Annotated in this window: 11 protein-coding genes and 3 tRNA genes; 6 read left to right on the forward strand and 8 right to left on the reverse strand. The window is 30.6% G+C overall.

Annotated features, from left to right (window positions below):
• Nucleotides 1–52 precede the first annotated feature (52 nt).
• The 6 genes from ACVC3Y_RS06035 to tgt form a co-directional block, all read right to left on the reverse strand.
• Entirely contained in the window at nucleotides 53–1,066 is a 1,014-nt protein-coding gene (locus tag ACVC3Y_RS06035) for an AI-2E family transporter (RefSeq protein WP_303425250.1), read from the reverse strand.
• Nucleotides 1,067–1,103: 37 nt separating this feature from the next.
• Complete coding sequence (gene dnaB, locus ACVC3Y_RS06040) at nucleotides 1,104–2,639, reverse strand: replicative DNA helicase (protein ID WP_303425247.1); 1,536 nt, start codon at nucleotides 2,637–2,639, stop codon at nucleotides 1,104–1,106.
• Between the two features lie 168 nt (nucleotides 2,640–2,807).
• Nucleotides 2,808–3,761, reverse strand: coding sequence for an acetyl-CoA carboxylase carboxyltransferase subunit alpha (locus ACVC3Y_RS06045; RefSeq protein WP_303425244.1), 954 nt, complete (start codon nucleotides 3,759–3,761; stop codon nucleotides 2,808–2,810).
• A gap of 54 nt (nucleotides 3,762–3,815) precedes the next feature.
• Nucleotides 3,816–4,718 carry a DMT family transporter gene (locus ACVC3Y_RS06050; RefSeq protein ID WP_303425242.1) on the reverse strand — a complete coding sequence of 301 codons (903 nt, stop codon included), beginning with the start codon at nucleotides 4,716–4,718 and terminating at the stop codon, nucleotides 3,816–3,818.
• Nucleotides 4,705–5,781, reverse strand: coding sequence for an LptF/LptG family permease (locus ACVC3Y_RS06055; RefSeq protein WP_303425240.1), 1,077 nt, complete (start codon nucleotides 5,779–5,781; stop codon nucleotides 4,705–4,707). Before ACVC3Y_RS06055 ends, ACVC3Y_RS06050 begins: the two co-directional genes overlap by 14 nt.
• 16 nt (nucleotides 5,782–5,797) lie before the next feature.
• Nucleotides 5,798–6,928, reverse strand: a complete 1,131-nt coding sequence (gene tgt, locus ACVC3Y_RS06060; protein ID WP_303425238.1) for a tRNA guanosine(34) transglycosylase Tgt — start codon at nucleotides 6,926–6,928, stop codon at nucleotides 5,798–5,800.
• 177 nt (nucleotides 6,929–7,105) lie between these two features.
• Here tgt and ACVC3Y_RS06065 point away from each other — a divergent pair, with 177 nt between their 5' ends.
• Nucleotides 7,106–7,693: an outer membrane beta-barrel protein gene (locus ACVC3Y_RS06065; protein ID WP_303425235.1), complete on the forward strand. Its 588-nt coding sequence runs from the start codon at nucleotides 7,106–7,108 to the stop codon at nucleotides 7,691–7,693.
• 70 nt (nucleotides 7,694–7,763) lie between these two features.
• Here the strand turns inward: ACVC3Y_RS06065 and ACVC3Y_RS06070 are convergent, their stop codons facing one another.
• The gene (locus ACVC3Y_RS06070; RefSeq protein ID WP_303425232.1) at nucleotides 7,764–8,852 is read right to left on the reverse strand and encodes an FKBP-type peptidyl-prolyl cis-trans isomerase; all 1,089 of its coding nucleotides are present in this window, start codon (nucleotides 8,850–8,852) and stop codon (nucleotides 7,764–7,766) included.
• Nucleotides 8,853–9,018: 166 nt separating this feature from the next.
• On the opposite strand from ACVC3Y_RS06070, the gene ACVC3Y_RS06075 reads away from it, so the two are divergent.
• Nucleotides 9,019–9,393, forward strand: a complete 375-nt coding sequence (locus tag ACVC3Y_RS06075; protein WP_303425229.1) for an RNA-binding S4 domain-containing protein — start codon at nucleotides 9,019–9,021, stop codon at nucleotides 9,391–9,393.
• Nucleotides 9,394–9,446: 53 nt separating this feature from the next.
• On the forward strand, nucleotides 9,447–9,950 hold the full coding sequence (locus ACVC3Y_RS06080; protein ID WP_303425227.1) for a phosphoribosyltransferase family protein: 504 nt from the start codon (nucleotides 9,447–9,449) through the stop codon (nucleotides 9,948–9,950).
• Here the strand turns inward: ACVC3Y_RS06080 and ACVC3Y_RS06085 are convergent.
• Entirely contained in the window at nucleotides 9,942–10,460 is a 519-nt protein-coding gene (locus ACVC3Y_RS06085) for a shikimate kinase (RefSeq protein WP_303425225.1), read from the reverse strand. The two genes, ACVC3Y_RS06080 and ACVC3Y_RS06085, sit on opposite strands and share 9 nt — an antisense overlap.
• A 156-nt stretch (nucleotides 10,461–10,616) precedes the next feature.
• On the opposite strand from ACVC3Y_RS06085, the gene ACVC3Y_RS06090 reads away from it, so the two are divergent.
• The 3 genes from ACVC3Y_RS06090 (at nucleotide 10,617) to ACVC3Y_RS06100 (ending at nucleotide 11,007) form a co-directional block, all read left to right on the forward strand.
• Nucleotides 10,617–10,689 (forward strand) — tRNA-Lys (locus ACVC3Y_RS06090).
• A 107-nt stretch (nucleotides 10,690–10,796) separates the two neighbouring features.
• Nucleotides 10,797–10,869: transfer RNA gene (locus tag ACVC3Y_RS06095), tRNA-Lys, on the forward strand.
• A 54-nt stretch (nucleotides 10,870–10,923) separates the two neighbouring features.
• A tRNA-Leu gene (locus tag ACVC3Y_RS06100) sits at nucleotides 10,924–11,007 on the forward strand.
• The last annotated feature ends 84 nt before the right edge of the window (nucleotides 11,008–11,091 follow it).

The raw sequence follows: 11,091 nt of genomic DNA on the forward strand, positions 1-11,091 counted from the left end.
CTTATTGTCTTTTTATTTAAAGAAGTAAGGTAATAAAAATGAAGAAATTAATCTAAGAAATTAAATCGGAAATCTTTTTGGTACTAGGAAACTGTTCAAAAATAATTTTAAGAAAAACAGTAATAGGAATTGCCATAATAAGTCCTGGAATCCCCCAAAGAAATCCCCAAAACATTAACATTACTAATACTGTAATAATATTTATCGAGAAGGATTTACCCATAAAAACAGGTTCTAAAATCGCGCCAAACAGTACTTGAACTCCAGAAATGGCTACTATAAAGAAAAATAAAGTACTAGTTGGATCTAGTTCTACAAATGCGAAAATAGAAAGCGCAATTACTGCGATAAAGGAACCTACCATTTGCACAAAGTTTATTACAAAGGCAAAAAGGCCCCAAAAAATAGGGAAACTAACATCAAAGAAATAACAAGCTAAACCTGTACCAACTCCTGTTAAAAAGCTTACCAGAAATTTTACTTTGATAAAGGTATTTAACTCTTTTTGTATTTTGCCATAAGCAAGTAAGGAGGTTCGTTTTTTCTTTAAAACCATTTTATTTAAAACGTCCTGCATATTAATTGATTCTGCTAATAAGAGAACTACAAAAAAAGCAGTCATGAGTAACATGGTGAAAAACTTACGTAAAAAGCCAACAGTAGTACCTATGTTTTCTTTTTCAATAAACTGAGATAAGAAATTTTTATCCTGTTGAAGCTCTAATCCAAAAGTATTTTCTAAATATAGCGCAGCATCACTAAGCTTTACTTCAGCTTTGTCAAAAAAGGCAGTATCGCTTGCCATTATTTGTTTGCTAGATAATTTTATTAACTCTACTCCTATTTTTAAACCTACTGCTATTAACAATAATACAATAAGAATACTTATAATTTTTGGAACTCTACGTTTACTTAACCAACGCATTACAGGTAAAAACAACAAAGCAATAAACATTGCAAAAACCAAAGGAATGAATATAAAAGATAATACTTTTAATAAATAAAACATTATTGGTATTACAATAATTAACAGTAGTATATTCGTAGTTCTGCGTTCGTTTAGCATGTAGGTTTTTGTTTAAAAAAATCGGCCTTTTTTAAATTTAAAATGGCACATCATTATCGTCAAAATCATCAGGACCTCCAAATGCATCATTTGGTGATGGTAAATTTTCTGTTTTAAAAGTATCATCATTTGCAGCGGCATTCATTTTAGAATGAAATTCGAAAGGCGAATCGAAATCATCTAAATTATCGAACTTTCCTAGGTGTCCAATAAACTTTAAACGTATATTTTCTAGTCCACCATTTCTATGTTTTGCAATAATAAATTCGGCTTGTCCTTCGGTTGGAGAACGCTCTTCATCATCCCATTCGTCAATTTTATAATATTCTGGTCTGTAAATAAAACTTACAATATCTGCATCTTGTTCGATTGCTCCAGATTCACGTAAATCGGATAGCAATGGTCTTTTACTTCCTCCACGAGTTTCTACAGCACGTGAAAGTTGTGATAGTGCGATTACAGGCACCATTAATTCTTTAGCTAGTGCTTTCAGGTTTCTAGAAATCATCGAGATTTCTTGTTCCCTATTTCCACCATGACTTGGCCCACCAGTCATTAACTGCAAATAATCGATCATGATTAATTTAATACCATGTTGCGATGCCAAACGTCTAGCTTTTGCACGTAAATCGAAAATAGAAAGCGAAGGTGTATCGTCAATAAACAACGGTGCTTTTTCTAGACCTTTCACCTTAACGTTTAATTGTTCCCATTCGTGTTTTTCTAGTTTACCTGTTCTTAATTTTTCGGAAGAAAGTCCAGTTTCACTAGAAATTAAACGAGTAATTAATTGAACAGAAGCCATCTCTAAAGAGAAAAATGCAACGGGTACATTTTGATCTACAGCAATATTTCTAGCCATAGACAAGGTTAATGCTGTTTTACCCATACCAGGACGAGCTGCAACAATAATTAAATCGGAAGGTTGCCAACCAGAAGTAAGTTTATCTAATTTATTAAATCCAGTAGCAATACCACTTAATCCTTCTTGATTAGATATCTCTTCAATTTTCTTTTTTGCTTGAATTACTAAATCTTGAGCAGTTTCACTCGACTTTTTAATATTTCCTTGTGTTACTTCGTATAATTTAGACTCTGCTTTATCTAATAGATCAAAAACATCTTGAGTTTCATCATAGGAATCTTCAATGATCTCTGAAGAGATTTTTATTAAACTACGTTGAATAAATTTCTGTAAAATAATACGAGCATGAAACTCTATATGCGCAGAAGAAGACACTTTTTGCGTAAGCGATATTAGGTAAAAATCGCCACCAGATAGATCTAGCTTTCGATTTTTCTTTAATTGACTAGAAACGGTTAATAAGTCAATAGGTTCGCTATTTTCGAACAATTGAAAAATTGCTTCAAAAATATGTTGATGTGCTTCCTTGTAAAAAGCATCGGCACTTAAAATATCAATAACCTCATCTACCCCTTTTTTATCTATCATCATCGCACCAAGCACAACCTCTTCTAAATCAAGAGCTTGCGGAGGTATCTTGCCTCTTTCAAGATTAATTATTGTGCTTTTATCGACTGGATAGCCTTTTATTGGGTTTGGTTGCTTCATAGGAGCGAATGTAAATAAATTGTTAAGATAATTGTACGTATAAAGATAGTTCAATCTTCACAGGTAGTTAACATTTTAACTGTTAATAAGTAATAAAAATTGTTAATAAGCATAAAAAAAACTGAAGCGTAGTACTTCAGATTTTTTCATCAAGTGGGTTTATAAGGTTTAGCTTTTATAAACTCCCATATTTGCATACTTTTCCATGCGTTGGTTTACCAGATCTTTTGGTGATAAGTTTTTAAGTTCTTCAAAAGTTTTGAGAATTGCAGTACTTACCGAAGCGAACGTTTTTTCTCTATCCTGATGTGCTCCACCTAAAGGTTCTTTTATAATTTCGTCAACTATTTTAAGTTTTTTCATATCAGTTGCAGTAAGTTTCAAAGCATCTGCAGCTTGTTCTTTAAACTCCCAACTTCTCCATAAAATAGAAGAACAAGATTCTGGTGATATTACAGAGTACCAAGTATTTTCAAGCATTAGTACTTTATCACCTACACCAATACCTAATGCTCCACCAGAAGCACCTTCACCTATAACAATTGTTATAATTGGCACTTTTAGTCTTGTCATTTCCAGTATATTTCTAGCAATAGCTTCTCCTTGTCCTCGTTCTTCGGCTTCTAATCCAGGGTATGCCCCAGGAGTATCTAACAAAGTAACCACAGGAATACCGAATTTCTCGGCTGATTTCATTAGGCGCAATGCTTTTCTGTATCCTTCAGGGTTTGCCATCCCAAAGTTTCTATATTGTCTTGTTTTAGTATTGAATCCTTTTTGTTGTCCTATAAACATAAAACTCTGGTCTCCAATTTTACCAAGACCACCAATCATTGCCTTATCGTCTTTAAAAGTTCTATCCCCGTGAAGCTCTAAAAAAGACTCCCCACAAAGCGCTTTAATATAATCTAAAGTATATGGCCTGTTAGGATGACGTGACATTTGTACACGTTGCCATGGTGTTAAGTTTTTGTATATATCTTTTTTGGTAGCTAAAAGTTTTTTTTCAATTTGCTTGCAAGTTTCTGTAACATCCACTTCACTTTCTGTACCAATAACTTGGCATTTTTGCAATTGATCTTCTAATTCTTTTATTGGTAGTTCAAATTCTAAATATTCCATTTTTGAATTTAAGTTTAATTAATAGTTAGTGTACAAAATTACGTATTTTTTTGTTTACTCTTTTATCTTCTTTGCTTTTAAAGCTTTTCTATTTTTTAAAATCCCGTTAAGTAGCACTACTCCAAGAATTAAAGAAGCTCCATAATAAAAATTTGTTGTCATTTTTTCTTTTTCTGGAAAAAGTAAAACAGCTAATAAAATACCATAAATAGGTTCTAAATTATAGGTAAGAACGACAGTATATGGGCTTATATAGCGCATTACATACACAGAAGCTATAAATGCATAAGCAGTGCAAATAGATGCAAGAATAAATAAATATATATAATCGGATGTTGGTAATTGAAAAAAAGAAAGTGAAAAACCATCATAAAAGACCAGTAGAAAAATGGTTATAAAAGCAACGCCACTAATAAATTCATAAAAAGAAATGCTAGTTGCTGAATATTTTTCTAAAAACTTTCCGTTAAGGACAGCAAACAATGAAGATAAAAAAGCAGAAGTAATACCTAGAATAATTCCGTTTAAATATTTCATTTCACTTTGTGTAATAATATACACTCCTAAAATTACAATAAATCCAAAAAGGATTTCATACCAAATAATTTTTCGTTTATAAATTATTGGTTCAATAAGAGAAGCAAAAAAGGCTCCTGTAGAGAACATTGCTAATGTTATAGAGATATTAGAAGCATCTATGGCTCCAAAAAAAGTAATCCAATGTAAGGCAATAATAATTCCAGCTATCGATAATTTTACTATCGCATTTAAGGAAAGTTTTATTTTCGTTTTAGAAACGGCAATATAAATACCAACTAATATACTTGCTATTAACATTCTAAACCAGACTAATGGCACAGAGCTAATACTTATTAGTTCTCCAAGTATTGCTGTAAAACCAGCTATAAAAACGAGGACATGTAAGTGTAGATAATTTTTTAGCTTATCGTTTAGCATTGTATAATAAATATATAGCTAAAATACCAAAGAGTATATTTGGAAACCAGACTGCCAATAATGGAGAGAAATCGGATTGTGCTGCCATAACTCCAAATATTTTATCAAAAAAGACAAAAATCATTGCTATACAAATACCAAAAGCAAGGTTTACTCCCATACCTCCACGGCGTTTAATAGACGATACTGCAACGGCAATAATGGTTAAAATAAATACCGATACTGGCAAGCTCCATTTTCTATATTTGACTAATTTATAACGCCCAATATTAGAAGAACCTCTTTTTTCTTCTTTAGCTATAAATTTAGTTAAATCTCCATAGGTTAGCGTTTCTGCAATATATTCTACAGGTGTTAAATCTTCTAAGTCAAAAGCAAACAAAGTATCTTTTCTTCTTTCTTTTTCAATAATATCTTCGTGTTCGCCTATGGTTCTTTTTAAATATTTAATCATTCTATAGGTAGAATCTTTTTCAATATATCGAATATTTTGTGCTTCCATTTTATAGATCATTTTATCATTTTCAAAATGTTCTAAAGTAAAATTGTGTCCTAGTTTTTCTTTAATGTTAAAACTACTTACATATATATAGTCATGATCATTAATCTGCCTATACACGTTTTTGGTATTTGCTGCACTTTTCCCTTTTTTAAAGTATTTAAAATCGAAGTCATTAAACCCCTTACTAGCTTCTGGAGCTAAATACAATCCTAAGATTAAAGCAAAAACGGCAACTATAGACGCACCAATTAAATAAGGTCTTAAAAACCTAGTAAAAGAAACCCCTGAGCTTAAAAAAGCAACGATTTCTGTATTATTAGCAAGTTTTGAAGTAAAAAAGATAACCGATAAAAATAAAAATAGCGGAAAAAGTAGATGCGCAAAATAGATTGTAAAATCTACAAAATAAAGTAACACTTCTCCAATTGGTACATCATTTTCAAGAATTTTACCAATCTTTTCGGCAAGATGCACCGTTATTCCTATAGGAATAAAAAGTAGCAACATCATAAAAAATGTTGACAAATAGCGTTTTAATATGTACCAATCCAGTATTTTCAATTTCCTATTGTCTTTTTTACAAACGTTTATCCATTTGTTTTACCATTTTATCTTTCCAGGCTCTAAAATCTCCTGCTAATATATGTTTTCTAGCTTCACGAACCAACCACATATAAAAACCTAAGTTATGAATGGTTGCTATTTGTTTTCCTAATAATTCGTTTACTGAAAATAAATGTTTCAAATATGCTTTACTATATTCGGTATCTACAAAGGTAATTCCCATTTCGTCAATTGGAGAAAAATCGTCTTTCCATTTGGCATTTTTCATATTCATAGTTCCGTGTGCAGTAAACAACATCCCATTTCTGGCGTTACGTGTTGGCATTACGCAGTCGAACATATCAATTCCTAAAGCAATATTTTCTAGAATATTAATTGGCGTACCAACCCCCATTAAATAGCGCGGTTTATCTTCTGGTAGAATTTCGGTAACCACTTCAGTCATTGCATACATTTCATCAGCTGGCTCCCCTACAGACAGTCCTCCAATAGCATTTCCTTCTGCTCCTGCATTTGCTATATATTCGGCAGATTGACGACGTAAATCTTTATAGGTACTTCCTTGAACTATTGGAAAAAACGTTTGATTATAGTCGTATTTTAAGGGTGTTTTTTCTAAATGATTTATGCATCGATCTAACCAACGATGGGTCATGTGCATGGATCGTTTCGCATAGTTGTAATCGCAAGGATAAGGTGTGCATTCGTCGAAAGCCATAATAATATCTGCTCCAATGCTACGTTGAATTTCCATTACATTTTCTGGAGTAAACATGTGCATGGTTCCATCAATGTGCGATTTAAATTTAACACCTTCTTCCTTTATTTTTCTATTTGCAGAAAGGGAATATACTTGATAACCACCGGAATCTGTTAAGATATTTCTATCCCAATTCATAAATTTATGTAATCCTCCTGCTTTTTCTAAAATGCTTGTTTTAGGTCTTAAAAACAAATGATAGGTATTTCCTAAAATAATATCTGGATTTATATCATTTTTCAACTCCCTTTGATGCACTCCTTTTACAGAAGCTACTGTACCTACAGGCATAAATATTGGGGTTTCAATTACTCCATGATCGGTAGTCATTAATCCAGCTCTTGCACTACTTAGTGGATCTTTTGCTTTTAATTCAAATTTCATCTAAATATATTATGAATTGGCAAATATAATTAACTAAACAAGATACCTTCTTAAACATTTAATAAAATTACATTTTCTAGTACATTATAATCTTAAGAAAAGGCAAAGAAACATTTGTAAAAGAAAATAATTACTTTGTATCTTCGTTTTAATAAAAAATCAATAAAACAAATTATTATGAAAAATGTCTTAATTACATGTCTTTTGCTTTTTGCCTTTATCGTTAATTCAAGCGCACAACAAGGGTCTGGATTTGGTTTTAAAGCAGGTCTTAATTATAATGCAAATGGAAAGTATCTTGAATCTACTAAAACTACTTATGAAAATCCAGAAAGAAATGTTGGTTTTCATGTTGGTGTTTTTGGAAAAATAGATGGAAAAGTATTTTTTAAACCAGAGTTAGTATATACTAAAACAAAGAGTGAATATGATAGTGACGCATTTATTATGCAAAAACTAGACGCTCCTTTATTAGTTGGAGTGAAGTTTTTAAAGTTTTTTAATGCCTTTGGTGGACCATCCTTACAATATATTTTAGATACTGAATTTGATGGCATTACTATTAGTGAGGTTGAAAATGATTTTACAGTAGGTTTAAATTTTGGTTTTGGAGTAAGCTTTAATTCTATTGGAATTGATTTAAGATATGAAAGAGGTTTTAGTGAAAACGAAGCAACTTTTATTAGTAATAATGTTTTAGAGGGTGTTGATAGAATTGACACGAGACCAGACCAATTAATTTTAAGTGTTTCTATTCTATTATAATAAGAATCTAAACTAAAAAAAGCCACTTTCTTAATAAGAAAGTGGCTTTTTTATTAAAGAAAAATTTTATTTAATCTTCTGGGTAGGTTTCGTCTAAATAATCTGCAGTACCATTACCGTTAGAGTCGGTAGCAACAAAAGTTTTTAATGTATACACTGTAGGTGTTGTAGCAGTATTTTTAGTGTATTCTACACTAATAAACACTTCGTTTTCGTCAATTTCTGCACCATTTTCAAAATAATCATTTGCTTCTTCAGTAGATGCAAATGCTATCATATTATCATCAACGGTATATGATTTTATTGTAATTTCATCTATGGTATTAGTACCATCACCATCATCATCACCATCGAAAAAGTTAGGTGCAGTATCGTCATTTGTATCATCGTCAAAAACATCTGAGTTATTGTCTAAATCTTCTAAAAAAGAAGGAATACCATCATTATCATGATCAAGTAATACTCTATCTAAAACATTGAATTTAAAAATTAATGGCGTATAACTAGATACGTCCTCTAATACTTGATTAAAGTAAGCTAATCCCGACGGTAAAAAAGCTGCACCAATACCATGATTATGGTAGTTTGAAGTTCCATCATTATTAGTATCAAAACTAGTAGCTGTTTTAAATTCAATTAAACTTTCCATAAATCCAGTAACAACACCTCCATTTAACACACTAGTAAGTTCAAAATTTATAGGATTTATTGCATCATCAAAAACTATAGACTCTGTTGTACTACCTTCATAGGTTACAAAGACTTCATCTATAAAATGCACTTCATTCCCAAGGCCTTGTCTCATTTCTAAATAGTATAGTTTGTAAAACAATCCTTCTTCACTAGGATCTTCAACAGTTTTAAACTTAAGCTGTGGCATATCAATTAAAGCGACTTCTGTAGAACCGGCTTCTAATTCACTAAAAACAATTTTAAAATCATCGTTATCAGGATTATATAGATTTACAAAATCAAATGGGTTATCTTCTAGGTTCAAGTAATGAGTTTCTAAAAACGTTTCTATTTCTAGTAAATCTTCAGCATAAACTTCTGTTCTATCTCTTGCAGGGACTGTTGTTGTACCGTCATCATCTGGAGTACAAGATGCAATTACAATCATTAATGCAAATACTATTAATGCTATTTTTCTTAATTTCATTGGTGCTTTTTTAACTTAATATAAAATATAATAGCCTTTTAGTTTTAAAAAAATTATCGAAAAACTGAAAGTTTATATTATTATTCCTATTTTTTTTAGCTTGCAAGATACAATTTTAAACTAATTTTGCGCAAGAACATTAACGTAGTTTTTTATAAAAAATTTTATGCGAATAGATAAATTTTTATGGTGTGTTAGGTATTACAAAACAAGAAGTATAGCAACAACTGCTTGTAAAAAAGGACATATTAAAGTTAATGGCGATACGGTAAAACCAAGTAGAGATGTGTATGCTACTGATGTCATTGAAGTACGAAAAAATCAAATTAACTACAAATTAAAAGTGAATGATATTCCACCAAATAGAATTGGAGCTAAACTAGTAGACATTTACAGAACAGATATTACGCCTAAAGAGGCTTTTGAAGCACAAGAACTTTTAAAATATTCTAAAGATTATTATAGAAAAAAAGGCACTGGAAGACCTACAAAAAAAGACAGAAGAGATATTGAAGATTATAATGAAGAAAATGAAGATTAAAATTATTACATTTAAATATTCTCCTTTATCTTTATAAAAACAACTTTAAAATAATGATTACAAAAAAAAATAGTATTCTAACTCACGAAGAAATTAATCATAAAATTAAACGAATTGCCTATCAAATTTATGAAAGTAATGTTAATGAAGAAGAAGTTGTTTTAGCTGGAATAGATAGTAATGGTTATATCCTTGCAAAAAAATTAAAAACTATTTTATCTAAAATCTCAACTATTAAACCTATACTCTGCAAGGTTATAATAGACAAAAAAAATCCTTTAAATACGATAAGCACTTCGATTTCGGCAAAAGAGTACACTAACAAATCTGTAATATTAATAGATGATGTATTAAATAGCGGAACCACTTTAGTCTATGGTGTTAAGCATTTTTTAGATGTGCCATTAAAACAGTTTAAAACTGCAGTTTTGGTGAATAGAAATCATAAAAAATATCCAGTAAAAGCAGATTTTAAAGGTATTTCCCTTTCTACTTCATTGCATGAACATATAGATGTTATTTTAGAAGGAAGTAATTTTGAAGCATTTTTAAAATAATTGCATCAAAATAGATTCTATTATTTCGTTCTCTGTTTTATTGGCATCAATAGTAAATTCTGCTTCAGAATAATATGCTAACCTTTCAAAAAGATGCTTCCCTATAAATTCCATTAACTCCTCTTTTGTTTTAAGATGAGAAATCACTGGTCTTTTATCGGTTTCATTTATTACCCTTTCTACTAAATTAGGTATAGAAACTTGTAAATAAATAGTTTTTACATTAGAAGTATTTAAAAGCAAATTCATGTTGTTAGCGTAACAAGGTGTACCTCCACCTAAACTAATTACTGCTTTTTTATTAGTTGCTATTACTTTTTTAAGACTTTCGTGCTCCATTTTTCTAAAATAGATTTCTCCTTTACGAGAAAACACATCGCTAATTGTAGCATTTTCTTCTTTTTCAATAAAATCATCTAAATCTATAAACTCATAATCTAGAATATTAGCTATTTTTTTTCCAAAATGGGATTTTCCTGAAGCCATATAGCCAAGTAAAACTATTATCATATTTTGTTATAAATTGATTATTAAAAACATACATTAATAAGGATACAAAAAAACAAAAAAACTTTAAAAATTTCTTAAAAAAACCATTGTTTTATTAATTAAACATTTTATATTTGCACCCGCTAACAACAATATATAAGTTGTTATTGAAATAATGACCTGGTAGCTCAGTTGGTAGAGCATCTCCCTTTTAAGGAGAGGGTCCTGGGTTCGAGCCCCAGCCCGGTCACTAAAAACCATTAATTTGTAAATTAGTGGTTTTTTTATTTAACTCTAAATGCTAGAGTATTATTTTCTTTTTTAATATCCATTATATATAAAATGGATATTAATAACGACCTGGTAGCTCAGTTGGTAGAGCATCTCCCTTTTAAGGAGAGGGTCCTGGGTTCGAGCCCCAGCCCGGTCACAAAAAAGTTAAGCATATGCTTAACTTTTTTTATTTATATTGCTTTTAAATTTTGCGCACGTGGCGGAATTGGTAGACGCGCTAGCTTGAGGGGTTAGTGTCCATTAGGACGTGGAAGTTCGAATCTTCTCGTGCGCACTTATAAAATTAACAGAGTAACACTTTCACTTACTTTCTACCATTCACAAAAAGAATTAAGCATTTTACAAAGTTTTCTTACAT

Source organism: Lacinutrix cladophorae, assembly GCF_053604645.1.